Source organism: Streptomyces sp. NPDC057616 (genome assembly GCF_042800575.1).
GTDB lineage: Bacteria > Actinomycetota > Actinomycetes > Streptomycetales > Streptomycetaceae > Streptomyces.
In genome coordinates this window covers 91545-115830 of the sequence record NZ_JBHVGU010000007.1, presented here as the reverse complement: position 1 = coordinate 115830, position 24286 = coordinate 91545, and the positions used below count along the sequence as shown (strand labels likewise).

Genomic DNA, 24286 nt, shown 5'->3' with positions numbered 1-24286 from the left:
CGCCGACTGCGCCGTGGACATCGCCGTCAACCGCGCCTACACCCACCAGGTCGCCTGGGAGATCGACCAGGCCTCGCCCGAGGACCGCAAGACGCTGCACGCCAAGGCGGCCATCGCCAAGCTCTCCGCGAGCGAGGCCTCGGGCCGGGTGATCGACCGCTGCCTGCAGATCCACGGCGGCCGCGGCTACGACCGCGCCTACGCCGTCGAACGGCTCTACCGCGAACTGCGCGTGGACCGGATCTGGGAGGGCACCTCCGAGATCCAGCGCCTGATCATCGCCAACGAGCTGGTCAAGCGCGGGACCGAGGTCCTGGACCTGCCCACGGCCTGACCGCCGTCCGCACCATCGCATCGGGAGGAACCCTCATGACCGACATCGAGCGCGTCGGAGTCGTCGGCTGCGGTCTCATGGGCGCGGGGATCGCCGAGGTCTGCGCACGGGCCGGCGTGCCGGTGACGGTGGTGGAACGCGATGCGCCGGCGGCCGAGGCGGGCCGGCTGCGCATCGTCCGCTCACTCGACCGGGCCACCGCCCACGGCAGGCTCACCGACGGGCAGCGCGAGGACGCCGCCGCCCTGATCACGGTGGTGGCCCGGATCGAGGCCCTGCGCGACCACGACCTGGTGATCGAGGCCGTCGTGGAGGACGAGGCGCTGAAACGCGACGTCCTCGCCCGCCTCGACGCCGTGGTCAGCGGCGAGCACACCGTCCTGGCCACCAACACCTCCTCCCTCCCCGTCGTCCGGCTCGCTGCCGCGACCGGCCGACCCGAGCGCGTCGTCGGCGTGCACTTCTTCAACCCCGTGCCGGTGCTGCCGCTGGTCGAACTCGTGCCGTCGCTGCTCACCTCGCCCACCACGGCGGCGCGCGCCGAGACCTTCGTGACGGACACCCTCGGCAAGGAGGTCGTACGGACCCGGGACACGGCGGGATTCGTGGTCAACGCGCTGCTGGTGCCGTATCTGCTGGCCGCGATCCGCATGGTGGAGTCGGGCGGTGCCACCGCCGAGGACGTCGACCGCGGCATGGTCCTCGGCTGCGCGCACCCGCTCGGCCCGCTCGCCCTGGCGGACCTGATCGGCCTGGACACCACCCGCGCCATCGCCGAGTCGCTGTACGCCGAGCACCGCGAGCCGCAGTACGCGCCGCCGCCGCTGCTGTCGCGGATGGTGGAGGCCGGACTGCTGGGGCGGAAGTCCGGGCAGGGCTTCCACACCTACGGCACCGGGCCGCGTCGCGGGGAGGCGGCACCGGCGGTGTCGCGGTGAGGGAAGATGGTCATGGCGTACGACCGGCGAACGAGGGGAGCCGCAGGGTGAGCACCAAGGTGCGCACGGCAGACACGCGTGAGCGCATCCTCACGGCGGCCTGCGAGGCCATCGCCGAGATCGGCTTCGAGAAGATCCGCATGCGGATGGTCGCCGAGCGGGCCGGGGTGTCGACGGCGCTGCTGCACTACCACTTCGACACGCGCGAGAAGCTGTTCACCGAGGCGATGACGCACTCCTTCGCCAACACCGCCGTGGACGTCGAACGTGACGCGGAGACCGCGCCCGCGGCGGTGATCCTGGCCCGCATCCTGCGCAACCTGCTGCCCACCGACCCCGAACTGCACCAGGACTGGCGGCTGTGGCAGGAGCTGTGGGTGCGCGCCCTGCGCGACGAGACCACCCGCGTCTTCGCGGTGGACCTGTACGCGCAGCTGCACGCCTGGGTGACCGGGGCGGTGCGGCGGGGCATCGAGTCGGGCGAGTTCACCCCGACCGACGTGGACGCCCTCGCCACCCTCGTGCTCTCCCTCAGCGACGGCTACGGCATCCGCATCATGCTGCGCGATCCGACGGTCACCCTCGACATGGCGCTCGCGTCCGTGTGGCGCCATGTGGCGGCGGCGCTCGGCCTGCCGGACGCGATCCCGGCGGACTGAGTCACCGCGTCCGGTCGCCGCTCAGCGCACCGGGAAGCCGAAGGAGTAGCCCTGCTGCTTCAGCCACGGCAGGCACTCGCGCAGCGCGGCCACGGTCTGCGAACGGTCCCCGCCGGCGTCGTGGAAGAGGATCGTCGGACCGTTGGGCACCTCGCTCCTGACGGTGGCCACGATCGCCTCGGTGCCCGGACGCTCGAAGTCCTTGGAGTCCACGTTCCAGCCGAGCGGCCGCATCCCCCGCGCGGCGGCGAGCTTCCTGCTGTACGGCGTGAACGCGCCGCCCGGCGCCCGGTAGTACATCGGGCGGACGCCCCCGGACGCCTTGGTGATCATGTCCGCGGCGTCCAGGATCTCCTTCGACTGATAGGAGTCGGCCTTCTTGTCCATGGTGGTGTCGTGCGACACCGTGTGGTCGCACAGCCGGTGCCCCGCCGCCACCACGGCCTTGACCAGGTCCGGGTGGGCCTGAGCCTGCGTGCCGACCATGCAGAAGGTGGCCTTCACGCCGTTCTCCTTCAGCACCTGGAGCACCTGCGGCGTCCAGGTGGGGTCGGGGCCGTCGTCGATGGTGATGTTGACGCCTCGCGGGCCCTTGTCGGAGGCGTGGGCGATGCCGATCGCCACCGGCGTGCGGGCCGCACCGGCGGCCGCGGAGGGCTTGGCTCCCGGGCGCTGCCCGTCGATGGGTCCGGCCTGCGCGGTCCACACCGAGGTGGCCGCCGCCACCGCCGTCACCCCGACCGCCGCCGCGAGTACCCGGCCGTGCCATCCCCGCCCGCCATGCCGCGCCATGTCCGCCCCGCCCCTTGTCGTTCCCGTGCTGCTCGTGCACCTGTCAGGACGGAACAAGGGCGGGGCGGGATCCCGCTGTTACTGATCACGGACAATTCCGCGGGAGTACCGGGACGCACGGGGGCGCAGGCCCGGGATCAGAGCGCCCCGGCGGCAGTGCGCAGGGTCTTCGCGGCGACGCCGTTGCCGAGCCCGACGGCGACGAACTTCCAAGCCGGGTTCTGCGGCCAGGAGTTGCACCAGAATCCGTAGCGCGGACCCTGACCTGGACGTCGTACGGACCGCGGACGACGCGGACGTGGGCCGGATCGTCGACCACCTGGCCGGACTCGGCCACCGTCATCGTCTACGTCGACGCCGGCAGGGGCGTCATCGCCACCGACCGGCGCCGCGGCGACCGCGCGGCCATGCGCCGGAACTGCCTCGACGCGCACATCCGCGTTCTGGGCGGCGACAAAACCGAAGCCGCGGGCGAGCGCGCCGCGCGCCATCTGCTCGACGACGGCCAACTGCCCACCGCGGTCGTCGCGTCCAGCGACCAGTGCGCCATCGGCGTGCTGGCCGGCCTGGCCCGCCCGGGTGTCGCCGTCCCGGGCCGGGTGTCCGTGGCGGCTACGACGACACGCTCTCCCGGCTGAGCCGCTTCGACCTCACGACCGTCAGCCAGGGTGCCCAGGAGCAGGCCAGGCGCGCGGTGAGCGCCGCGGTGCGCGGGACCACGGGCGAACCCGCGGTCCGACCCGCGGAAGTGGCGTGCGGGTCCGGTGCGTCAGGCGGCCGGCCGGATCAGCCCGGACTCGTAGGCGAAGGCGACCGCCTGGACGCGGGCGCGGGCGCCGATCTTGCTGAGGATGTGGCTGACGTGGGACTTGACGGTGGTCGGGGCGATCGACAGCCGCAGCGCGATCTCGCTGTTGGACCAGCCCGAGGCGACGGCCGTGAGGACGTCGCGTTCGCGCTGGGTGAGGGCGGCCAGTTCGGCGTCCGGCCGCAGGGGCCGGGCGGCCGGTTCCGCGCGGACGGTGTCGATGAGGGTGCGCGTCAGGGTCGGCGTGATCACGGCGTCTCCGGCGGCCACGATCCGTACGGCCGCGGTCAGTTCCTCCGGGGAGGCGTCCGTCAGGAGGAAGCCGTCGGCCCCGGCGCGCAGGGCGGCGTAGGCGTGGTCCTCGTCGACCGCCGACGTGAGGACGAGGACGCGGGGAGGGGTCTCGCCGGTCGCGACCGACTCGGCGGGCGGGCGGAAGCGTGCGGGCCGGGCGATGCGCCGGACGGCCTCGATGTCGGCCGCGTCGGCGAGGCGGACGTCCATCAGGACGACGTCGGGACGCAGCGCGGTGCTCAGGCCGATCGCCTCCTCGCCGGTCGCCGCCTCGCCGACGACGGTCAGGTCGGGTTCGGCGGTCAGCAGCATGCGCAGGCCGAGTCGCTGCAGAGACTGGTCGTTGACAAGGAGTACGGAGACCATGTCTGTCCTTCCCCACACCCTAAACGAAACTGTTTCGTTCACTTGGTGAGCACAGTACCCCTCCTGGCTATCGAAACGACATCGTTCTTCTTATGGCTTCGCTCACATCGCCTGATGGGCCGCGACGCGCCGCTCGCGCGCGGTGGCCCGTCACGGCTCGCGGTGCTCGTGCGCGGCCTGCTCCAGTTCCTCCGCCTCGGCCTCGGCCAGCCGCTGCTCGGCGTCCACGTCGATGGACCGGGTGAGCATCCAGTAGAGCGCCGCGGAGACCGGCAGCCCGATGAAGAGCGAGATGTCGGCGCCGTCGAGCGCGTGGGCGATCGGGCCCGTGTAGAGCGTGCCGACGGAGAAGAAGGGGATCATCACACCGAAGCCCACCAGGTAGGCGATGATGCCGTGCCAGCCCCAACGGCCGTAGATTCCGCGCGGGTTGAAGATCTCGGCGATGGCGTAGTGCCCGCGGCGCACGACGTAGTAGTCCATGAGGTTGACCGCGGTCCACGGGATGAACAGATAGAGCACCAGCAGCAGGAAGTTGTTGAAGTTCTCCAGGAAGTTGGCGGTCGCGGCGAGCGCGCCGACCAGCGAGAGCGCCGCCGTCAGGCCGACGGTCACCAGCCGCACGGAGAGCGTCGGCCGCACTCGCTTGATCGAGTCGACCGCACTGATCAAGGTGAGCGAACCGCCGTACATGTTGAGCGCGGTGACGGACACCAGGCCGAGGACGGCGAAGAGCAGCACGATCGCGCCGAAGCCGCTGAACACCTTGTCACCGGCCGCGTTGATCGACTTGATCGTGTCGAAGTCCTTGCCGGCCCAGGCGGCGAGCAGGGCGCCGAGGGTCATGAGCCAGATGCCGCCGAGGGCCGAGCCGAAGTAGGTCCAGTAGAAGGTCTTGCGGACGGTCACGTCCGGCGGGAGGTAGCGCGAGTAGTCCGAGACGTAGATGGCCCAGCTGATCTGGTAGCCGGCGACCACGCCGAACTGCGCCAGGAACGGCGTCGCCTTGAAGGCGCCGAGGTCGAAGGAGCCGGCCGGGTAGTGCAGGGTGACCAGGGCGCCGATGGTGAAGATCCCGAAGACGACCAGGAAGGTGTACGTCAGGAACTGCTCGGCCTTGTGGATGACGTCGTAGCCCACCAGCGCGATGACGAGGGCGACCAGGGTGACCACGACCACCCAGAGCTTGACGCCTCCGTGCACCGTGGTGTGCATCGCCTCGCCGGCGAGGATGGTGTTGAAGACGTTGAAGCCCGCGTACTGCACATACGCGAACAGCCACACCAGCAGCGCGCCGACGTAGCCGAACTGCGGCCGCGACTGGATCATCTGGGGCAGTCCCAGCTGCGGTCCCTGCGCCGAGTGGAACGCCATGAAGAACGTGCCGATGACGGTGCCCGCCACGATCGCGATGAGCGACCAGATCAGGTTGCCGCCCTCGGTGATGCTGATCAGGCCCACGGCCAGGGTGGCGATCTGGGCGTTCGACATGAACCAGAGCGGGCCGAGGTGCCAGAGCTTGCCGTGGCGTTCGTTCAGCGGCACGTAGTCGATGGAGCGGATCTCCAGCCCCGACACGCGCGGTTCCGACGTTGTGCTCACGGTGCCTCCAGAGTGCTGATCCACCCCTGTGGCCACATTCATGCCCGCGGGCCGCCCGGTCAAGCGGTCATTGCCGACCCTTGACCGGGCGGCCCGGGGCAGAGGGACCGCCGGGCCGGTGCAGTGGCCGTACGGCGGTCTCCCTCATGGGCACGGCCACCGTCGTTCGTCCCCTGGGCAGACGGCGGCGTGCACGTAGCCGATGCGTTGAGGGCGGCCGCCTGCCCGGATGCGCGGCTCGAACCGCTCGGCGGCCTCGACCTCCCTCTCGCAGCGCGCACAGACGACGGGCGGCCGGTCCGCCCGGTGCGCGGACTCGGTGAGACACCCCTGGAAGTCGGCGCTGGTCGCACACCAGCAGCCGGCCCGGCAGGTCGCGCAGACACGGATGTGATCGGCCCACTCCAGGTACGTCCGCAGCCAGGCGCCCTGCACCTCGTAGCAGGCGGGGCAGCCGTGCGGACTCCATCCGCCGTGTCCTCCGAGATCCCGGCCCGCACCGGGAGGCACCGGGGCGCCGCACCACACGCACCGCGCTCCGGCGTTCTGTTCGGGTGTCAGGGCGGTCCGCGCGGGGACCGCGTAGACGAGGAGCGACGCCTGGAGGTCGCAGTCCGCGGTCATCGCCGGTGCTTCCTCACGAGCCGGTACAGGCCCCTCCCGACGGCGCAGGCCTTGGCGGACTCCTCGTCCGCGCAGAGCTCGCACGTCGAACCGTGTGCGAACAGTCCGCGGTGCGCACGTCCCGCCACGCAGCGCCGGCACCCGCCGGCGGCCGGGGCGGCCCCCTCGGCACGAGCCGCCCGCTCGCCCAGCGCCACGGAGGTCCCGACGCTCAGCGGAACGCCACACCACACACAGGCCCGTCCCCGCACCTGATCACCGCTCAACTCGCTGAGCGCCGGCGGCGCCAGTATGTGCAGAACGGCAGCGGGAATCTCGTCGGTGGTACTGCTCATGCCGGTACTTACCGGCGATGGGGGTGTTTCGGATGCAGTGGGTTTGAAATGGGACGGGCCGCCACCCGCATTCGGATGGCGGCCCTTGTCGCTGGACCGTTCAGCCGGGCGGTGTCAGGCCGCCGGGCTCGGGAACGTCGGGTACTCGACGCCGGAGACGTACTGGACGACCCGGATGACCTGGCAGGAGTAGCCGAACTCGTTGTCGTACCAGAGGTAGAGGATGGCGTTGTCGCCCTCCACCTTCGTGGCGCCGGCGTCGACGATCGAGGCGTGGCGGGAGCCGATGAAGTCGCTCGAGACGGCGTCGGGGGCCGTGGTGAAGTCGATCTGGCGCCTGAGCGGGGAGGTCAGCGAGACGTCGCGCAGGTGGTCGAGGACCTCCTCACGGGACGTCTCGCGCGAGAGCTGCAGATTGAGGATCGCGATCGAGACGTCCGGCACGGGGACGCGGATCGAGCTGCCCGTGATCCGCGCCTTGAGGTCCGGCAGCGCCTTGGCGACGGCGGACGCGGCGCCGGTCTCGGTGATGACCATGTTGAGCGGCGCGGAACGGCCCCGGCGCTCGGCCTTGTGGTAATTGTCCAGCAGGTTCTGGTCGTTGGTGAAGGAGTGCACGGTCTCCACGTGGCCGCGCTCGACACCGAACGCGTCGTCCATCGCCTTCAGCGGCGGCACGATCGCGTTGGTGGTGCAGGAGGCGCAGGACAGGATCTGCTCGTCCGGCTTGATCGTGTCGTGGTTGACGCCGTGCACGATGTTCGGGACGTCGCCCTTGCCCGGCGCGGTCAGCACGACCTTGTCGATGCCGGGGCGCAGGTGCTGCGAAAGCCCCTCGCGGTCACGCCACTTGCCCGTGTTGTCGACCAGGATGGCGTTGTTGATGCCGTACGCGGTGTAGTCGACCTCGGACGGGTCGTTCGCGTAGATCACCTTGATCGCGTTGCCGTTGGCGAAGATGGTGCTGCTCGCCTCGTCGACCGTGATCGTGCCCTGGAACTGGCCGTGGATGGAGTCGCGCCGCAGCAGCGAGGCCCGCTTGACGATGTCCTGCTCGCCGCCGCCCCGCACGACGATGGCGCGCAGCCGCAGGCCGTTGCCGGAGCCGGCCTTCTCGACCAGCAGGCGGGCCACCAGGCGGCCGATGCGGCCGAAGCCGTAGAGGACGACGTCCCGGCCCTCGCCGCGCTCGATCTTGTTCGCGCCCGTGGCACCCGCGACGGCCTCGGCGGTGAACTCCTCCACCGACAGCCCGCGGTCGTCGCTCTTGTACGTCGCCGCGAGCATGCCCAGGTCGATCTGCGAGGGACCGAGGTCGAGCGCGGTGAGCGCCTGCAGGAACGGCAGGGTCTCGGTGACCGAGAGCTCCTCGCCGGCTATCTGGCGGGCGAAGCGGTGGGTCTTGAGGATGCTGACCACCGACTTGTTCACCAGGGAGCGGCTGTGCAGCAGGACGGTGACGTCCCGCTCGCGGTGCAGCTTCCCGATGATCGGGATCATCGACTCCGCGATCTCCTCGCGGGTCTTCCAGTTGGTGAACGAGTCGTCGTTGACAGTCACAGATCCATCTTTCGAGCTAGGCAGCGCTCATATGTTAAACCCTGTTTGATCGATCGTTCGGGCGGGGTTCGTCACACTCCGCTCCGTAGTCATCGAGACGATCCGGCCGCCCGTCCGTACCTGACGGGCATGGGGCCCCGCACAGGGACCGCCGCCGGACGGATCGAGGACGTACACCATGAACGCAACCGCAGCCATCGGCGTGACCGGCCTGGGCGTGATGGGCCGCAACCTGGCGCGCAACTTCGCCCGCAACGGCTACACGGTCGCGGTCCACAACCGCACGGTGGGCCGCACGCGCGCGCTGATGGAGGTGTACGGCGACGAGGGCACGTTCGTCGCCGCGGAGACGGCCGAGGAGTTCGTGGCGGCGCTCGAGCGCCCCCGCCGCCTGATGATCATGGTGCAGGCGGGTCCGGCCACCGACGCGGTCATCGAGGAGTTCGCCGCGCTGCTCGAACCCGGCGACATGATCATCGACGGCGGCAACGCCCACTTCGCCGACACCCGCCGCCGCGAGGCCGCCCTGCGTGAACTGGGCATCCACTTCGTCGGCACCGGTGTCTCCGGCGGCGAGGAGGGCGCGCTCGAAGGACCGTCGATCATGGTCGGCGGTTCGGCGGAGTCGTACGACGTCCTCGGCCCGATGTTCGAGCGGATCAGCGCCAAGGTCGGCGGCGAGCCGTGCGCCGCCCACATCGCCGGCGACGGCGCCGGGCACTTCGTGAAGATGGTCCACAACGGCATCGAGTACGCCGACATGCAGCTCATCGCCGAGGCCTACGATCTGCTGCGCCAGGTCGCCGGCTACACCCCGGCCGAGATCGCGGACGTCTTCCGCCGCTGGAACCGGGGCCGGCTCGGCTCCTACCTGGTCGAGATCACCGCCGAGGTGCTGGCCCACACCGATCCGGACACCGGCGCCCCCTTCGTCGACATCGTCGAGGACGCCGCCGGGCAGAAGGGCACCGGCCGGTGGACCGTGCAGACCGCCCTGGACCTCGCCTCCCCGGTCACCGCCATCGCCCAGGCCACCTTCGCCCGCGCCGCCTCCGGCCAGCGCGACCTGCGCGCCGCCTACGCGGGCCTGCCCGGCGGCACCCGCCCCCTGCTCAGCCGCACCGAGGCCGAACGCTTCACCTCGCAGGTCGAGCACGCCCTGTACGCGTCGAAGGTGATCGCCTACGACCAGGGCTGGAAGATGATCCAGGACGCGGCCGCCGAGTACGGCTGGAAGATCGACCTCGGCACGGTCGCCCGGATCTGGCGCGGCGGCTGCATCATCCGTGCCTCCTTCCTGGACCGCATCCGCGCCGCGTACGACGCCGACCACGACCTGGTGAGCCTGCTCGGCGAGATGGAGTTCGCCATGGAGATCACCGACGCGCAGGTGCCCTGGCGCGAGACGGTCGCCTCCGCCGCCCGCCGCGGCATCCCCGTCCCGGCCTTCTCCGCCGCCCTCGCGCACTACGACACCCTGCGCGCCGGCCGGCTGCCCGCCGCCCTGCTGCAGGGCCAGCGCGACTACTTCGGCGCCCACACCTACCGCCGTACCGACCGCCCCGGCGTCTACCACACCCAGTGGGCCGCGCCGGAGCGCCACGAGACCAGCGCCTGATCGCGGTTCGGCCGGCGCCTGGCGAGTGCCCGATCGGCGCCGTCCGGACGGACGCGGTGGCGTGACCATCTCCGGAACCCCTCGTTGCCGAGAGCATGATCCACATCAAGCGCGGACTCGTCGCGGCCGCCGCCGCACTCGCCGGACTCGCGGGCCTCGTCGCCCCCGCCGCCCACGCCACCGACAACGTCCCCTGCCACAGCCCCGTCAAGCGCGACCTGACCGACCCCGGCTCCGGTCACGCGTGGCCGGGGACGGAGGTGAGGTTCTGCAACCTCACCCGCGGCCACGTGCCGGTCTACGCCACCCGCTCGCCCGGCGCCGCCGTCGTCGGCCACCTCGAACAGGGCGGCGCCGCCAACTGGTTCGTCACCGAGATGAAGGGCCAGACCTTCCGCGACGGCTTTGCCGAGAACTACTGGTGGGCCAGCACCAAGGCGGACAACGGGCGCTGGGGCTGGGTCCCCGAGGTCTACTTCGCGGGCGGCGGCGACAACGAGGACGACGCAGGCCTGCTGATGCCCGGCAACTACACCTGCGCCAACGCCTGCCCGCCGCTGCCGTTCTGGGCGCGTTGAGGGCGCGCTGAGCGAAGTCCGCGCGCGGCGCGCCGTCCGGGGGCGGCGGCGCGCCTGTCCCGGGGCCCTCGCGACTCCTGTGGCTCTTGACGCTCCGACCAGCGCAGACCAGGCTTCAGACCTCGGACTTCAAGCCTCGTGCTTCAAGCCTCTGGTTTGAAGCCTCCGGTTTGAAGCTTCGGACTTCAGGCGCGGCTTCGGCGGAGCACACCCGGACAGGCAGGTCGACGATGGCAGAGTCTTCGGACACCCCCGACAACAGAGCCACGGGGCGTCAGCTCCAGGTCGAGACGCACGGCCTCGACGTCATCGCCGACGCCGAGCGCAAGGGCAGTCCGCGGACGCTGTTCTGGCCGTGGTTCGGCGCCAACGTGTCGGTTCTCGGCCTGAGTTACGGCTCCTTCGCGCTCGGCTTCGGCACCTCCTTCTGGCAGTCGCTGACGGCGGGCGTCATCGGCATCGTCTTCTCGTTCCTGCTCTGCGGCTTCGTCGCGGTGGCCGGCAAGCGCGGCTCGGCGCCGACGATGGTCCTCAGCCGCGCCGCGTACGGCGTGCGCGGCAACCGGCTGCCCTCGGTCATCTCCTGGGTGCTGACCGTCGGCTGGGAGACCGTGCTGTGCGCGCTCGCCACCATGGCCACCGCGACCGTCTTCGGGCGGCTCGGCTGGGGCGGCGGCACCGAGACCAAGGTGGTGGCCCTGATCCTGGTCGGCGCACTGACCGTCGTCGGCGGGGTGATGGGCTTCGACCTGATCATGCGGCTGCAGACCGTGATCACGGTCGTCACCGGCGTGCTCACCGTCGTCTACATCGCGCTGGTCGCCGACCACATCCACTGGGGCACCGTCAGCGCCCTCCCGTCGGGCTCGGCCCAGGAGTTCATCGGCGCCCTGGTCTTCATGATGACCGGCTTCGGCCTCGGCTGGGTGAACGCCGCCGCGGACTACTCCCGTTATCTGCCGCGCGGCTCGTCCAGCCGGGGTGTGATCGGCTGGACCACGTTCGGTGCGTCCCTGGCCCCGCTGCTCCTGCTCGTCTTCGGCCTGCTGCTGGCGGGCTCCTCGACCAAGCTCAGCTCGGCGATCGCCGCCGACCCGATCGGCGCCCTCACCATCATCCTGCCGACGTGGTTCCTGGTCCCGTTCGCCGTGGTCGCCGTCCTCGGGCTGGTCGGCGGCGCGGTCCTCGACATCTACTCCTCCGGCCTCGCCCTGCTGTCGGCGGGGATCAGGATTCCGCGCTACGTCGCCGCCTTCGTCGACGGTGTGCTGATGATCGCCGGGTCGATCTACATCGTCTTCTTCGCGGACGACTTCCTCGGCCAGTTCATGGGCTTCCTGACCACGCTGGGCGTCCCCATCGCGGCCTGGTGCGGCATCATGCTCGCCGACCTGGCGCTGCGCCGCCGCGACTACGACGAGGTCGACCTCTACCGCCCGGCCGGCCGCTACGGCGACGTGCCGGCCACGCCGCTGCTGCTCACCCTCGCCGCCACCGCGCTCGGCTGGGGCCTCGTCACCAACTCCGCCGCGGGCTGGCTGGACTGGCAGGGCTACCTCCTCGACCCGTTCGGCCTGGGCGGCAAGTCCGGCGCCTGGGCCTACGCCAACCTCGGCGTCCTCGCCGCCCTCGCCCTGGGCTTCCTCGGCACGCTGGTCCTGACCCGGACCCGGGTCCGCGCGCAGGAGGCGCAGGCGCCGAGCCCCAGGGACGCGGGGGCGGCCGTATGACCAGCCGTATGACCACGGGCCTGCTCGCGGTCATCGACATGCAGCACGTCTTCGCCGACCCCTCCAGCCCCTGGGCGGCCCCGCGCTTCCCCGAAGCGGCGGCAGGGGTACGGCGCCTGCTGCCGGCCTTCGGCGACCGGGTCGTCTTCACCCGCTTCCTGGCCCCGGCGAAACCGGAGGGTGCCTGGCGCGCGTACTACGACGAGTGGCCGTTCGCCCTCCAGCCACCGGATGCCCAACTCTGGTCCCTGACCCCCGATTTCGCACCGCACGCGCGGCAGGTGGTCGACGCCCCGACCTTCGGCAAATGGATCCCGGAACTCGCCCGCCTCCTGGCTCCCGACAACCGCCTGATCCTGACGGGCGTCAGCACCGACTGCTGCGTCCTCTCCACGGCACTGGCCGCCGCGGACGCGGGAGCGGAGGTCCTGATCCCCGCGGACGCCTGCGCGGGAGCGGACGACGACTCCCACACGAGGGCACTCCAGATCATGGACCTGTACCGCCCGCTGATCCGGGTCACGTCGGTGGCGGAGGTACTGGGGGAGGCGGGGTGAGCGCGGGTCCGCCGCAACGCCGCCTGGCCCTGCTCGGAGGAGGCTTCAGCACCGACACCGACGGCGTTCTGGACAGCTGGGTCCTGAGCAGAGCCAGGTCCGCCCGGCCCCGTGTGTGCTTCCTGCCCACCGCCAGTAGCGATGCCGCGGCGTACGTCGAGCGCTTCTACGACGCGTTCCGGTCACGCCATGACTGCGAGCCCTCCGTACTGCCCTTGTTCCGGCGGGAGTTGGACGACCAGGCGATGCGCGCCCATCTGCTCGCGCAGGACGTGGTGTACGTGGGGGGCGGGAACACGGCGAACATGCTGGCCGTTTGGCGCGTCCACGGCGTCGACAGGCTGCTCGGCGAGGCCTACGCGCAAGGCGGCCTGCTGTGCGGCATCAGCGCGGGCGCGAACTGCTGGGCCGAGGCCTCGCACACCGACTCCTTCGGCCCGTTGACCCACCTCCGCGACGGCCTGGGGGTGCTGGCCGGCTCGGTCTGCCCGCACTACGACAGTGAACCGGGGCGGCGCCCCGCGTACCGCGCGGCCGTGGCCGAAGGCGCACTGCCCGGTGGATGGGCGCTGGACGACGGGGTGGGGGCGCTGTTCGACGACGGGCAGTTGGCGGAGGTGGTCGCGCGGGTGCCGGGCGCCGCCGTGCATCGCGTGGACGCCGACGGGTGCGGCGGAGTGCGGGAGCGGGCCACGCCGGGACGGCCCCCGCGCTGAGACCTTGGCGGTTTCCGGTCGGTACCCGGGGCTGCTTGACGTGTTCAATCACCTGTATCGCGTCACGCATCGGACGGCCCCACCCGTCAGGAGGCACCGTGCTCGCCGCTCCCGAACCCGCCCTCACCGAACGCGAGATCATCGAGCGCGCGGTGGCGCTCAGGCCCGCGCTGCTCGAACGTCAGCCGGAGACCGAGCGGTTGACGCACTACCCCAAGGAAACCCACGACGACTTCCTCCGGGCCGGCTTCTACCGGATCCTCCAGCCGCGCCGCTACGGCGGCTACGAGTTCGGCCTGCCCGTCTTCTACCGCGTGGTCACCGAGATCGCCCGCGGCTGCCCCTCCACCGGCTGGGCGCTCTCGCTCACCGCCGCCCACGTGCTCCAGGTCGCCACGCTCTTCGACGAGCAGGCGCAGGACGAACTCTTCGGTACCGACGGTGACTTCAGGGCCGCGTCCACCGTCGTACCCATCGGGATCGCCCAGCCCGACGGCACCGGCGGCGTCGTCCTCGACGGCACCTGGCCGTACTCGTCGGGCGCCCCCTACTCCACCCACTACGTCGGCCAGACCCTGCGCGCCCCCGCCACGCCGGGCGACCCACCCGGACCGCCCGTCCTGTTCGTCGCACCCCGCTCGGTGTGGGCGGTGCTCGACGACTGGCACGGCGTGCTCGGCCTGCGCGGCAGCGGCTCCAACAGCATCCACATGGAACAGGCCCGTATCCCCGAGCACTTCACCCGCGAGGCGTTCCTGCTCGACCTGCCGGTCGAGGGCGGCAGCGCGGGCTCAGCCCTGCACGGCAACCCCATGTACGCCGGCCGGGCACCGAGCTTCTTCCACGGCGAGCTCGCCGCCATCGTGATCGGCACCGCGTACGCCGCCGCCGACGAGTACGCCCGGATCGTCGCCGCCCGCCCCCTCACCCTCGAACCCCACCGCACCCGCGCCGACCTGCACGACTACCAGCGGCACCTCGGCCAGGCGCTCGGCATGATCGACATGGCCGAGGCCGCGCTGCGGCAGACGGCCGCGGACTGGATGGAGACCTGCCGCCGCAACGTCGCCGGAGAAGGCCCGTTCACCGTCGTCGAGGACAACCGGCTCGCGCTGATGTTCCTGAACGCCGGCCGCATCGCCTGGGACGTCCTCCAGGGCACCCTCTTCCGCACGGCCGGCTCACGCCACGCCCGCGACGGCGAGCGGATGCAGCGCTACTTCCGGGACGCGGCGACGTACTGGACCCATGTCGGCGCGAGCATGGCCGAGCCGCTGACCCGCCGGGTCGGCCGCGACCGCCTGGGCCTGCCCTCGCAGGACATTCCGCTGATCCCTTGAAGACACGTCCGGTGATCCCCTGAGGGGATTTCCGGCAGGTTCTGTCACGTTCTGTCACGGCGTCCGCCCCGGACGTGTGGCCACTGTGAAGCTACGGAGACGGAGGAATGGGCCCGTCCGGATCGGGTACGCGAGCAGAACCGCACCCGGGAGTGATCTTGTCCCGGGGTGGCCTGTACCACCGCCGCTACCAGGGGATCTGTCATGGAGACACCTGCCAACGACCACAACGCCACACCGGCCCGGCAGGCGCTGGACGCGCTGGCCGTGAACACCGAGGACTCGACGGCGCTGGACACGCTCGCCGGCAGCGAGGTGCTCGTCCCCGTCCCCGACGACGCGAACCAGGAGGACGCCGTGGACCCGGGCGCGGTGGCGCTGCCGGTCCTGGAGCAGCCGGGCGGCGACCCGGTGGTGCCCGTGTTCACCTCCGAGGTCGAGATGGCCGGGCTGCTGCCGTACGTCTCCCGCTACCGCCTGGTGCCACTGGGCGCGCTCGCCTCGCAGTGGCCGGCCGACGACCTGTCGCTGACCATAGACGCCGGGTCCGAGCACCCGCTGACGCTCACGTCCGAGGGCGTGCGGACGCTGCTGGCCCGGCCCTGACGACCCCCTGACGGGAGGTGCCGTCAGGAGCCCGGGAGGGGGCGGGTGTCTCTCCCGCTCCCGCCCGCTCCCCGGCTCTCGCGCGTCAGGATCATGAACGGCGCCGACCCCGCTCATCCCGGGCGCCCACGGTCGCCGCGCCCGACGATACGACCGCCGCGGTCCCCGCGTCGCTCCCCGGCGCATGGCGGATCGTGGCATTCCCGCGGAGCGCGCTTGCGCAGTTGCAGGGCCGTCCGTGTCCCCGGCCCGCGCCCTGCCGGCGGCGTACCGTGAGCGCATGGAACAGCGCATCACACTGATCACGCTGGGAGTCTCCGATCTCGCGCGCGCCAGGAGCTTCTACGAGGCGCTGGGCTGGCGGGGCCAGGAGGTCGAGGAGACCGTCTTCTTCCAGGCAGGAGGTCTCGGGCTGGTCCTGTGGGGCCGGGACAAGCTCGCCCGGGACTGCGGCCTGGAGCCCGGGCCGGCCGGCGGCTTCGGCGGGATCGCCCTCGCGCACAACGTCCGCAGCGACGCCGAGGTCGACGCGCTGCTCGTGGCCGTGGAGCGGGCCGGCGGCACCATCACCAAGCCCGCGGCCGTCAACGCCGTCGGTTTCTACTCCAGTGCCTTCACCGATCCGGACGGCTACGCCTGGGAGGTCGCCTGCAACCCCGGCTTCCCGCTCGCCGAGGACGGCTCGGTCACGATCCCCGACTTCGGCGGCGCCTGAGCTCCGCCGTAGGGGAGGGGCGTCCTCACCTGGTCGGACGAGCGCACGGCCGCCGTACGGATGCCGGCGGTCCACCGCGCGGCTACGGTCGGGTTCCCGGCGTTCTGAGGAGGCGTGGTCGAGGTGTCCCGGAATCGCCGGCTCATCCTGAGCCCGCCGTCCACGGTCTGGCGCCTGCTGTCCGACGGCCGCCGCTACGGGGAGTGGGTCTCAGGAACCCAGCAGGTCACCGACGCGGACCCGCGCTGGCCGGACGTGGGCGCCCGGCTGCTGGTCAGGGTCGGCCTCGGCCCCCTCGCCGTCGAGGACACCTGCGTCGTCCGCATCTGCGAGCCGCAACGCCGCCTGGAGCTGGAGGCGAAGGCGCACCCCTTCGGCGCGGCCCGCATCGCCATGAACCTGGTCCCCTGGGGCGAGAACACCCTTTGCGTCCTCGACTGGCATCCCCTGCGCGGCCCGGGCATCCGGATGCACGGGCCTCCCGTCGACCACCTCGTCTCGATCCGCAACGGCATGATGCTGACGAAGCTGGCCCGGATCGCGGTGCGCGAACATCGCGGCGCGGCGGCGGCGCTGCGCCCGTAAGCCGTGGCAACACCATGAATTCGTCCGTTTTCTTGGGCAGTACGTCCGCTCGCGCGGCCCCGCGGGGCTGGTGAACGGCGCCCGCGCGGAGCAGGATTCACAGGGTGCCCGCCCGTGGCGCCGCGGTGGCCGCGGTGCACCCGGACCGGAGCGTTCCGCCGGAAGGCCGGAAGGGAAGTGGTCACCGATGGCAGACCGCACCTACCTCAAGCCGCCCTGGATGCAGCGGCACGTGGGCAACCGGCTCGCGCCGTTGTTCGGACGGTCCATGGTGTCCAAGCTGGCGGTGCGCGGCCGCACCAGCGGGCGCTGGCGGACGGTGCCCGTCGCCGTCCTGGACCACGAGGGCGAGCGCTATCTGGTCTCCTACCGCGGCGTGAGCGACTGGGCGCTGAACCTGCGCGCCTCGCCCGAGTGCCGGCTGACCGTGCGCGGCCGTACCGAGGACCTCACCACGGAGGAGGTGCCCGAGGCCGAGCGCCCGCCGATCATGGCGGCGTACCGCGAGAAGTACGGCGGCATGCCCACGGTCTCCTCGGTCCTGACCGCGCTCCCCGACCCGGCCGACCACCCGGTCTTCCGGCTGCGCGGCCGCACCTGATCCGCGCGCCCGGTCACGGCCTGATCCCGGCACCTGATCGCCGTGCCCGGCGGCGGTCCACAATGGGCCGCATGGAATGGATCTCCGGCGTGGCCGGCGGGCTGCTGCTGGCGGTCCTGTTCGTCAACGTCCTGCGCACCCTGGTGGTGCCCCGGGGCCTCTACTCGGCGCTGGTGTTCCGGCTGTGGTGGATGCTGCGCCGCCTGCTGCGGCTCGGCGCACCCCGCGGCGGCTACGAGGCCATCGACCGCGCGCAGACCTGGCTCGCCCCGCTGATCCTGATCGGCATGCTCGCGACCTGGCTGGGCGGCGCCCTGGTGGGTTACGGCCTGCTGCTGCACGCGCTGTCCGGGCTGAAGTGGGGCGACTCCTTCCGGGAGGCGGGTTCCAGCCTGCTCACCCTCGGCTTCGCCAGCGGTGACCGGCTGCGCCTGTCCGCGCTCGACTTCATCGCGGCCGCCACCGGCCCGGTCCTGATCGCCCTGCAGATCGCGTACCTGCCCACCCTGTACGCCGCCTACAACCGGCGCGAGCTCGAGGTGACCCTGCTCCAGTCGCGGGCCGGCGAACCCGCCTGGGGTCCGGAGATCCTGGCCCGGCAGTGGCTGGTCGACACCGAGACCGCGCTGCCCGAGCTGTACCGGGCCTGGGAGCGGCTGGCCTCCGACATGGGCGAGAGCCACTCGACCTACCCGGTCCTGATCGCGTTCCGCTCGCCCCGCCCGTACCGCCACTGGCTGGTCGGGCTGATCGCCGTCATGGACGCGGCGGCGATGCAGCTCGCCCTCACCCCGCACAGCGCCCCGCCGGAGGCGCGCCTCGTGCTGCGTGCCGGGTTCACCGCCCTGCGCGACATCGCACGCGGTCTGCGTCTGCCCTTCGACCCCGATCCGCCGCCGGATGCCCGGATCCAGCTCGGCTACGCCGAGTTCGAGGCGGCGGCCGACATGCTGGAGGCGGCGGGCTTCGCCGCCGAGCGCACCACGTCCGAGGCATGGCCGCACTTCCACGGCTGGCGGGTCAACTACGAGCAGATCGCCTACGCGTTGTGCCGACGCTGCGACGCGGTGCCCGCGCTGTGGACCGGCCCGCGGGACTTCGCCTCGACGCCGGTTCCGCCGCGCCGGCCGGCCGACCGGAAACCGGGCGAGGTGGAGCCGCCGACGGGGGGACAGGGGGCCTGACGGAGGGGTCCTCACGCCGCCGAGAGCGGAGCCGGGTGCGGGAAGGCGATGCCGGTCAGCTCCTCGGAGGCCGTCCACAGACGGCGGGCGGCGACCGGGTCGCCGGCCGCCCGCGAGCGGCCGACCAGGGTCGGGGCGCCGCGCATCTCGCCGAGGCCGTCCGGGCCGACGTAGCTCGCGCCGGGCAGGTCCGCGATCGCGGCGTAGAGGGTCGGCAGGGCGCCGGCCTTGTTGTCCTGCGCCACGAAGCGGTTGCCCAGCCGCATGAAGGCGCGCCGCAGCGCGCTGCCGTCGTGGCTCTGGAGGTTGGTGGCGGCCCAGCCCGGGTGCGCGGCCAGCGCGCGTACGGGCGAGCCCGACTCTGCGAGCCTGCGCTGGAGTTCGAGGGTGAAGAGCAGGTTGGCGAGCTTGGACTGGCTGTAGGCCTTCATGGGCGCGTACTCGCCGGAGAGGTTGAGGTTGTCGAAGTGGATGCGGGGGCTGCCCGGCATCCGGTGCGCGCCGGACGACACGGTCACCACCCGGTCGGTGATGTGGGGGAGCAGCAGGTTCGTCAGGGCGAAGTGCCCCAGGTGGTTGGTGCCGAACTGCGTCTCGAAGCCGTCCTTGGTGGCGGACTCCGGGATGTTCATGACGCCGGCGTTGTTGACGAGCAGGTCCAGGCCGCCCTGCCAGCCGGCGGCGAACTCGCGCACCGAGGCGAGATCGGCGAGATCGAGGCGGCGCACCTCCACGCTGCCCCGCACGCCCGAGGCGGCGGCCTCGCCGCGCCGGGGGTCGCGGACGGCGAGCACCACGTGCGCGCCCGCGCCGGCCAGCGCCTCGACGGTGGCGATGCCGAGCCCGCTGTTGGCGCCGGTCACCACGGCGGTGCGGCCGGTCTGGTCGGGGATGTCGGTGATGTTCCAGGTGCTGGTTCGAGTAGTCATGCCAGCAAATGTAGGCGGTGACTACAATGCTGTCAATGACAACAATGGTGACGGTGCCAACAATGTAGTCGGCACAAACATGACCGATACACTGATGCGTATGCACACCCGCACCCGCAGCTACCACCACGGAGACCTGCGCGCCGCCCTGCTGGCCCGGGCCGAGGAGACGCTCCGCGAGAAGGGGCCGGGCGCCCTGTCGCTGCGCGAACTCGCCCGCGACCTCGGCGTCAGCCATGCCGCGCCGAGCCGTCACTTCAAGGACAAGCAGGCCCTGCTGGACGCGCTGGCGCTGAACGGATTCGAGCGGCTGACGGCCGTCCTCGGGGCCTCGCAGGACGGCGTCCCGGACAAGATCGCGGAGCAGGTCGACGCGGTGGTCCGCGCCTATGTGGGCTTCGCCCGGGACAATGCCGCGCTCCTCGACCTCATGTACTCCATCAAGCACGACCCGTCGGCGTCCGACGCGCTGCTGGAGGCGACGCAGCGCTGGTCCGACCTGGTGCTGAAGATCGTCGCCGAGGGGCAGGCCAGGGGAGAGGTGCGGCCCGGATCCCTGGAGCAGGTCGCCCTCCCCGTCTTCGCGACCCTGCACGGCTACGCCGACCTCGCGGTGTCCGGGATGCTGCCCCAGGAGATGGACGAGCGCGGGCTGGACGACGTGGTCGCGTTCATCCTGCGCGGCGTGCGGCCGTGACCATGGCACGTGAAGCCGGGCGCGGTGCGAAAAGGAGTTGGGCGGGGCGGCGGCCGGCCGGTAGTCTGCGCCATGCCGTGACACCGACCGAGGAGGTGAGACCCATGAACGCTGAAGCTGTGTGGGTGCTCCCCCCGGGGATCACGGTCGGCGACTGACGCAGGAGTCGCCGGGAGCGCCTCGACAGAAGGTCCTCCCGAAAGGCAACTCCCCATGGATGTAGTGCACTTCACCGCCGGGACGACGAAGAACGGCGTCCTCGAACGCGACTTCACCCTCGGCGAGATCACCGGCGTCCTCTGGTCGCCCGCACCCGGCACCGACCGCGCGCCCCTGGTGCTGATGGGCCACGGCGGCGGCACCCACAAGAGGTGGCCCGCCATGGTGGGCCGCGCCGAACGCCTGGTCCACGACGGTGGGTTCCACGTCGCCGTCATCGACGCACCCGGCCACGGCGGCCGGCCGCGCACGCCGTACGACGAGCAGGAGATCGCCGCGCTGTTCGCGGCCAGGGCGGCGGGCGAGCCGGAGGGCCCGGTCGTCGTCCGCTACAACGCCCAGCTCGCCGAGCGCGCCGTACCCGAGTGGCGGGCCACCCTGGACGCCCTCCAGGAACTGCCGGAGATCGGCACCGGCGGGGCGGTCGGCTACTACGGCCTGAACATGGCCACCGCGATCGGGGTGCCGTTCGTGGCGGACGAACCGCGGGTCACGGCCGCCGTGTTCGGGCTCCACTGGCCGGACGTCCTGGCCGCGACGGCGAAGCGGATCACCGTCCCGATCGAGTTCGACATGCAGTGGGACGACGAGCACATCCCGCGCGACTCCGCTCTCGCGCTGTTCGACGCCTTCGCCTCGGCGGAGAAGTCGCTGCACGTCAATGCGGGCAGGCACAAGGAACTGCCCAGGTTCGAGGCCGACAGCGCGGTCCGGTTCTTCGTCCGCCACCTCGGCCGGACGGTCACGTCACAGGACTGACGGAACAGATGTCGGGGCCCGGTCGCCGACCGGGCCCCGACATCACTCGATGCTCAGTGTTCAGGAGAGTCCGCGGCGCGGTCGCCCAGCAGCCGGGCCAGCACCTCGCGCTGCAGCGGCTGCACCTCCGCGTGCAGGGCGCGCCCCTTGTCGGTCAGCACCACCCACACCCCGCGCCGGTCCTCCACGCAGACGGAGCGCTCCACCAGCCCGTCCTTCTCCAGGCGGCCGATGAGCCGGGACAGCGCGCTCTGACTGAGATGGACCCGTCCGACGAGGTTCTGCACCCGGCAGTGCTCGCCCTCGCCGAGGGACTCGGACGCGAGGATGTCGAGCACCTCGAAGTCGCTCGCGCCCAGGCCGCGGGGGTGCAGGACGCGATCGATCTCGCACATGGTGCGCGCATGCACGGAGAGGATGTCCCGCCACTGATCCTCGAGCCGGGCGTCGGCCGTCTTCACTGCCATACCCGCACGGTAACACCGAATCAGCCATTTGTTGACGGCGCAACCAATGCGGGTGCATACAGCTTGGCCGGTGGTGTCAGGAGGCGGGGTCCTGGAGCAGTCCGACGAGGTTGCCGTCCGCGTCCTTGACGAAGGCGATCAGCCGGCCGCCGCCGACGTCCTGCACGTCCTGCATCAGCTCGGCGCCCGCGTCCACCAGCGCGGCCAGCCGCGCCCGGATGTCGGAGACGTGCCAGTAGGGCACCGGGCCGGTCATGCCCTTCGCGTGCCCGTTGGGGTCGAGCCCGACGTCCTGCCCGGCGTCCTTGAAGCCGACGTAGTACGGCTCGTCCGCATACGGCTCCACCTCCAGCAGCGCGCTGAACAGCGCCTTCGCCTTGGCGAGGTCCTTGACGGGGTAGATGACGGTCTTGAGTCCGGCGGTCATGGCGTACTCCTCGACGGAAGGGGGGACCGACGGATTTCGTCGGTGCACTCACGCTAAGCCGGGGGAGGGCGGTGCGGCTTCTCGGATCCTGACCGGTTGGGTGCGTTCACACCTCGGCGACCAGCAGGCGGTAGCCGACATCGATGCTGCCGAGTCCGAGCAGGCCGGCGTGACGGGTGTGCCAGCGGCCGTCCGCGAGGTCGCCGGCGAGCCGCGCCAGCCCCGGGGCGACCACCTCCTCGCCTGCCTGGGCGAACAGGGAGATGCCGGCCCGCACCCGCGGGTCGAGATAGGCGTGGGGGCGGCGCCAGAAGGCGGCGCCGAACCCGTCGATGCAGTCGTGCGGCACCGGCACGGGCTGCTGCCGCACTCCGCCGAGCAGGTCGGCCAGCCGGTCGATCGCCACTGCGCGTGCGTCGTCGAGGGCGGCCGCCTGCGGAAGGTACTCCCGCACCAGCCAGAACCGCTCACGGAAGACCGTCTGGTCCCAGGTCAGGACGACGACCCGGCGGCGGGCGACCCGGCGCAGCTCCGCGATCCCGGCCGGGAGATCCGTCCAGTGATGGACGGTCAGCAGCGCCAGGACCGCGTCGGCGGCGTCGTCGCGCAGCGGCAGCCGTTCGGCGACCGCGCACACGGACGGCGCCGAACCCGGCGGCCGCTGCGCCAGCATGACCCGGCTGGGCTCGACGGCGAGCACCGTGTGCGGCGGCTCGTAGGAGCCGGTGCCCGCGCCTACGTTGACCACGTCCGCGACGTCCCCGAGCGCGGCGTGGATCTGCGCGGCGATCCGAGGATCGGGCCGCCGGGTCAGGCCGTACGTCGTGCCGAGCGTGTCATAGAGGGCCATGCCGCTCAGTATCGAACCGAACCGCGGCCGGCCCCAGGGGCGAATCCCGCTTCACCAGCTCCGTCGGCAGGATCACCGCCGCGTCCTCGCCCCCGGTCTGCGCCGGCGGCACCCGGACCATCTCGGCGCTGACGCGGTCGCAGGGCTGAGGGATCGTGGACGACAGGGCGCTCCCGGCGATGGCGTGGTTCGGCCACCGCTGAGCCACGACGGCGAGGGCCCGGCCGCGGGGGAGCGGAGGGCCCTCGCCCGTTCTCCGGACGGGGCAAGCGCCTCGCGGCGCCGGGATCGGTTCGTACGTTCCCGGTCAAGGCCGGTGGAACGCCCTGCGCGGCGGCCCGGAGTGCGGCAGAGTGTGGGGACGCGGAGTGCGGCGGTCCGGCCGGCGGAGGGGACGAGACGGTGAGGTCTTCGCTCGGCGCGCCACCTCCGGGCAGCGAACGCGGGCGCCCGTGAACGGCGATCCCTCCCGGCTAGGTGCGCGTGGCAGTCGGCCCCGGGCCGCGCTCCGTGGGGCGCGGGGCCGTGTCCTCGTCCGGCGGCGGCCGGCCACCGCGGTCCGGCGGTTCCCCCGTCTTCCGCTTCGGCGCGTCCCCGGGAACGTCGACGTGCCCGAGCCACTCGCACACCAGCCGGCCCAGCAGCGGACCCCCGTAGACGACGAATCCGACGCCGACGAGCCAGGACTCCACCACCAGGACCGTGCCGACCGGCCCGTAGCTGATCGCGTTGGTGACCAGGAGCGGGGTGAACACCAGATAGGAGAAGCCGCGCAGGCCGACCAGGCCCGCCATCGTCGCGATCGCGCCCGGCAGCAGATACCGCCAGGGCACCTGGCGGCAGAGCAGGAAGTGCGGTCCCCACCAGAAGAACAGCACGCCGACGCCCATGCTGAGCAGGATGCGCGGGGTGCCCGCCAGCACATGGCGGGTCTGTACCTGGGCGTACAGGTAGACCATGAGCATGAAGAGCCAGACCACCTGCCGCCAGATGCGGTGCCAGGGGACGGAGGCGGCCTGCCAGATCCGCTCGTAGCCGTTCTGCACGCTGGAGGCGAAGGAGATGCCGAACAGCGCGAGCAGGGCCATGCTCAGCGCGCTGGTGGTGCTGATGACCTGGCGGGTCGGGCCGAAGACATGGGCGAGGGCGGCGGCGGACCTGCCGGACAGCGCCATGCCGTCCACCAGCCACAAGGCGAACCCGCCGTGCCCGAACGGATCCGCGGCGGCGACCACGATCAGCAGCGGCGCCAGGGTGACCAGGGCGAGCGTCGCGAACCCCATCGCCCGGTGCAGCAACTCCAGCTCGGTCCCGCGGCGGTGCAGCTCGGCGACTCCCAACCGGTGCCACGAGGCCCACCGTGACATGGGGACCACCCCTTCCTCCGGCCCGGGGC

At 71.8% G+C, this 24286-nt stretch carries 27 protein-coding genes; 17 read left to right on the top strand and 10 right to left on the bottom strand.

Annotated elements, in window-relative coordinates; genetic code table 11:
• The 3 genes from ACFU97_RS10780 to ACFU97_RS10770 all read left to right on the top strand — a co-directional run.
• On the top strand, positions 1-334 hold a 334-nt coding region (locus ACFU97_RS10780; protein WP_384253750.1), incomplete at its 5' end, for an acyl-CoA dehydrogenase family protein.
• Between the two features lie 35 nt (positions 335-369).
• Positions 370-1272: a 3-hydroxybutyryl-CoA dehydrogenase gene (locus ACFU97_RS10775; protein ID WP_384253748.1), complete on the top strand. Its 903-nt coding sequence runs from the start codon at positions 370-372 to the stop codon at positions 1270-1272.
• A gap of 47 nt (positions 1273-1319) precedes the next feature.
• Positions 1320-1931, top strand: a complete 612-nt coding sequence (locus tag ACFU97_RS10770) for a TetR/AcrR family transcriptional regulator (RefSeq protein ID WP_384253746.1) — start codon at positions 1320-1322, stop codon at positions 1929-1931.
• A 21-nt stretch (positions 1932-1952) separates the two neighbouring features.
• Here the strand turns inward: ACFU97_RS10770 and ACFU97_RS10765 are convergent, their stop codons facing one another.
• Positions 1953-2723, bottom strand: coding sequence for a polysaccharide deacetylase family protein (locus tag ACFU97_RS10765; protein WP_384253744.1), 771 nt, complete (start codon positions 2721-2723; stop codon positions 1953-1955).
• Between the two features lie 407 nt (positions 2724-3130).
• Here ACFU97_RS10765 and ACFU97_RS10760 point away from each other — a divergent pair, with 407 nt between their 5' ends.
• Positions 3131-3361, top strand: coding sequence for a substrate-binding domain-containing protein (locus ACFU97_RS10760; RefSeq protein WP_384253741.1), 231 nt, complete (start codon positions 3131-3133; stop codon positions 3359-3361).
• 131 nt (positions 3362-3492) lie between these two features.
• Here ACFU97_RS10760 and ACFU97_RS10755 read toward each other — a convergent pair whose 3' ends face one another.
• From ACFU97_RS10755 to ACFU97_RS10740, 4 genes are all read right to left on the bottom strand, one after another.
• Positions 3493-4191 carry a LuxR C-terminal-related transcriptional regulator gene (locus tag ACFU97_RS10755; protein WP_384253739.1) on the bottom strand — a complete coding sequence of 233 codons (699 nt, stop codon included), beginning with the start codon at positions 4189-4191 and terminating at the stop codon, positions 3493-3495.
• A 150-nt stretch (positions 4192-4341) separates the two neighbouring features.
• Positions 4342-5793, bottom strand: coding sequence for a purine-cytosine permease family protein (locus ACFU97_RS10750; protein ID WP_384253737.1), 1452 nt, complete (start codon positions 5791-5793; stop codon positions 4342-4344).
• Between the two features lie 144 nt (positions 5794-5937).
• Positions 5938-6417: a hypothetical protein gene (locus tag ACFU97_RS10745; RefSeq protein WP_384253734.1), complete on the bottom strand. Its 480-nt coding sequence runs from the start codon at positions 6415-6417 to the stop codon at positions 5938-5940.
• Positions 6418-6866: 449 nt separating this feature from the next.
• Positions 6867-8312, bottom strand: coding sequence for a glyceraldehyde-3-phosphate dehydrogenase (locus ACFU97_RS10740; RefSeq protein WP_384253732.1), 1446 nt, complete (start codon positions 8310-8312; stop codon positions 6867-6869).
• Positions 8313-8490: 178 nt separating this feature from the next.
• Between ACFU97_RS10740 and gndA the strand changes: the two genes are divergently transcribed.
• From gndA to ACFU97_RS10685, 11 genes are all read left to right on the top strand, one after another.
• Positions 8491-9930, top strand: coding sequence for an NADP-dependent phosphogluconate dehydrogenase (gene gndA / locus ACFU97_RS10735; RefSeq protein ID WP_384253729.1), 1440 nt, complete (start codon positions 8491-8493; stop codon positions 9928-9930).
• A gap of 95 nt (positions 9931-10025) precedes the next feature.
• Entirely contained in the window at positions 10026-10508 is a 483-nt protein-coding gene (locus tag ACFU97_RS10730) for a hypothetical protein (RefSeq protein WP_384253727.1), read from the top strand.
• Positions 10509-10738: 230 nt separating this feature from the next.
• Complete coding sequence (locus tag ACFU97_RS10725; RefSeq protein ID WP_384253724.1) at positions 10739-12238, top strand: purine-cytosine permease family protein; 1500 nt, start codon at positions 10739-10741, stop codon at positions 12236-12238.
• An 8-nt stretch (positions 12239-12246) separates the two neighbouring features.
• Positions 12247-12795 carry a cysteine hydrolase family protein gene (locus ACFU97_RS10720; RefSeq protein WP_384254141.1) on the top strand — a complete coding sequence of 183 codons (549 nt, stop codon included), beginning with the start codon at positions 12247-12249 and terminating at the stop codon, positions 12793-12795.
• Positions 12792-13511: a Type 1 glutamine amidotransferase-like domain-containing protein gene (locus tag ACFU97_RS10715; protein WP_384253722.1), complete on the top strand. Its 720-nt coding sequence runs from the start codon at positions 12792-12794 to the stop codon at positions 13509-13511. Before ACFU97_RS10720 ends, ACFU97_RS10715 begins: the two co-directional genes overlap by 4 nt.
• 98 nt (positions 13512-13609) lie before the next feature.
• A complete protein-coding gene (locus ACFU97_RS10710; RefSeq protein ID WP_384253719.1) occupies positions 13610-14851 on the top strand; it encodes an acyl-CoA dehydrogenase family protein in 1242 nt (413 codons plus the stop codon).
• Positions 14852-15055: 204 nt separating this feature from the next.
• A complete protein-coding gene (locus ACFU97_RS10705; protein WP_384253716.1) occupies positions 15056-15457 on the top strand; it encodes an SseB family protein in 402 nt (133 codons plus the stop codon).
• Between the two features lie 280 nt (positions 15458-15737).
• Positions 15738-16172, top strand: coding sequence for a VOC family protein (locus ACFU97_RS10700; RefSeq protein WP_384253713.1), 435 nt, complete (start codon positions 15738-15740; stop codon positions 16170-16172).
• 123 nt (positions 16173-16295) lie between these two features.
• Positions 16296-16757 (top strand): SRPBCC family protein, encoded by a 462-nt coding sequence (locus ACFU97_RS10695; RefSeq protein ID WP_384253710.1) that lies wholly within the window; start codon positions 16296-16298, stop codon positions 16755-16757.
• 187 nt (positions 16758-16944) lie between these two features.
• Complete coding sequence (locus ACFU97_RS10690) at positions 16945-17358, top strand: nitroreductase family deazaflavin-dependent oxidoreductase (protein WP_384253707.1); 414 nt, start codon at positions 16945-16947, stop codon at positions 17356-17358.
• 71 nt (positions 17359-17429) lie between these two features.
• A complete protein-coding gene (locus ACFU97_RS10685; protein WP_384253704.1) occupies positions 17430-18542 on the top strand; it encodes a hypothetical protein in 1113 nt (370 codons plus the stop codon).
• A gap of 11 nt (positions 18543-18553) precedes the next feature.
• Here the strand turns inward: ACFU97_RS10685 and ACFU97_RS10680 are convergent, their stop codons facing one another.
• Positions 18554-19471: an oxidoreductase gene (locus ACFU97_RS10680; protein ID WP_384253702.1), complete on the bottom strand. Its 918-nt coding sequence runs from the start codon at positions 19469-19471 to the stop codon at positions 18554-18556.
• Between the two features lie 100 nt (positions 19472-19571).
• Here ACFU97_RS10680 and ACFU97_RS10675 point away from each other — a divergent pair, with 100 nt between their 5' ends.
• Positions 19572-20168, top strand: coding sequence for a TetR/AcrR family transcriptional regulator (locus ACFU97_RS10675; protein ID WP_384253700.1), 597 nt, complete (start codon positions 19572-19574; stop codon positions 20166-20168).
• Positions 20169-20381: 213 nt separating this feature from the next.
• Complete coding sequence (locus tag ACFU97_RS10670; RefSeq protein WP_384253697.1) at positions 20382-21146, top strand: alpha/beta hydrolase; 765 nt, start codon at positions 20382-20384, stop codon at positions 21144-21146.
• Positions 21147-21199: 53 nt separating this feature from the next.
• Here ACFU97_RS10670 and ACFU97_RS10665 read toward each other — a convergent pair whose 3' ends face one another.
• The 4 genes from ACFU97_RS10665 to ACFU97_RS10650 all read right to left on the bottom strand — a co-directional run bounded on the left by ACFU97_RS10665 (position 21200) and on the right by ACFU97_RS10650 (position 24257).
• A complete protein-coding gene (locus tag ACFU97_RS10665) occupies positions 21200-21613 on the bottom strand; it encodes a MarR family winged helix-turn-helix transcriptional regulator (protein ID WP_384253695.1) in 414 nt (137 codons plus the stop codon).
• 76 nt (positions 21614-21689) lie between these two features.
• Positions 21690-22040: a VOC family protein gene (locus ACFU97_RS10660; protein WP_384253692.1), complete on the bottom strand. Its 351-nt coding sequence runs from the start codon at positions 22038-22040 to the stop codon at positions 21690-21692.
• A 106-nt stretch (positions 22041-22146) separates the two neighbouring features.
• A complete protein-coding gene (locus tag ACFU97_RS10655; RefSeq protein WP_384253690.1) occupies positions 22147-22890 on the bottom strand; it encodes a class I SAM-dependent methyltransferase in 744 nt (247 codons plus the stop codon).
• Positions 22891-23363: 473 nt separating this feature from the next.
• Positions 23364-24257 (bottom strand): ribonuclease BN, encoded by an 894-nt coding sequence (locus ACFU97_RS10650; RefSeq protein ID WP_384253687.1) that lies wholly within the window; start codon positions 24255-24257, stop codon positions 23364-23366.
• Positions 24258-24286 lie beyond the last annotated feature (29 nt).